The organism is Herbaspirillum lusitanum P6-12 (genome assembly GCF_000256565.1).
GTDB lineage: Bacteria > Pseudomonadota > Gammaproteobacteria > Burkholderiales > Burkholderiaceae_D > Herbaspirillum > Herbaspirillum lusitanum.
Genome location: NZ_AJHH01000478.1, coordinates 1 through 1,110, shown reverse-complemented (window position 1 = coordinate 1,110; position 1,110 = coordinate 1). Strand labels below are relative to the sequence as shown.

The 1,110-nt window shown below is 66.0% G+C and carries 1 protein-coding gene and 1 pseudogene; both read left to right on the top strand.

Going from position 1 to position 1,110, the window contains the following annotated elements; all coding sequences use genetic code 11:
• A pseudogene (locus HLUSI_RS31740) lies at nt 1–170 on the top strand (SDR family oxidoreductase); the annotation flags it as partial.
• 12 nt (nt 171–182) lie between these two features.
• The coding region (gene fmt, locus HLUSI_RS0115930; protein ID WP_016834919.1) for a methionyl-tRNA formyltransferase at nt 183–1,110 on the top strand (928 nt) is incomplete at its 3' end.

Genomic DNA, 1,110 nt, shown 5'->3' with positions numbered 1-1,110 from the left:
CCGGGGTGCAGAAATTCGCGGCGCGCGCGTTGACCGCCATCGCCGCCGGCGACAGCTATCGCGTGATCCCGTGGCAAATGGGCGTGGTTGCCAAACTGCTGCGCCTGTTGCCCAACAGCGTGTACGACTTCGCGTTTTCGAAAGCGCCGCACAAGAAACGACATCTCTGAACGAGCAAGACCATGAAAATCATCTACGCCGGAACCCCCGAATTCGCCGCCGTCGCGCTGGAAGCGCTGTATGCCGCAGGCCATGACGTCACGCTGGTGCTGACTCAGCCCGATCGCCCTGCGGGCCGCGGCATGCAGTTGCATGCTTCGCCGGTGAAGCAATGTGCGCTGGCGCACGGCACGCCGGTGGCGCAGCCGGTGTCGCTGCGCCTGGACGGAAAATATCCGGACGTCGCACGCGAGGCGCACGAATTGCTGCGCAACACGCCGCACGACCTCATGATCGTCGCCGCCTACGGCCTGATCCTGCCGCGCAGCGTGCTCGACATTCCGCGTTACGGCTGCATCAACATCCACGGCTCGCTGTTGCCGCGCTGGCGTGGCGCCGCCCCCATCCATCGCGCCATCGAAGCCGGCGACAGCGAAACCGGCATCACCATCATGCAGATGGAAGAGGGACTCGACACCGGCCCGATGCTGCTGGTCGAGTCGCTGCCCATCGCTGCCGACGACACCACCGCCAGCCTGCACGACAAGCTGGCTGCGCTGGGCGGCAAGATGATCGTCGAGGCGGTGCGCAAGCTGGAGCAGGGCGCATTGCCGGCCACGCCGCAACCGGACGAAGGCGCCAACTACGCCGCCAAGGTCGCCAAGGAAGAAGCTGCGCTGGACTTCACGCAGCCTGCCGCCGTGCTGGCGCGCAAGATCCGCGCCTTCAATCCTTTCCCGGTCGGCTCGGCGCAGTTTGCGACGCCTTCGGGCGACGTCACCGTCAAGCTGTGGCAGGCGCAGGCGCTGGCTGAAAAGACCGGCGCTGCACCCGGCAGCGTCCTCGCCGCCAATGCGCATGACGGTGTCAAGGTGGCGTGCGGCGAGGGTATGCTGCACGTGACGGAATTACAAAAGCCGGGTGCAAAGCGTTTGCCGGTGGCCGAATTCG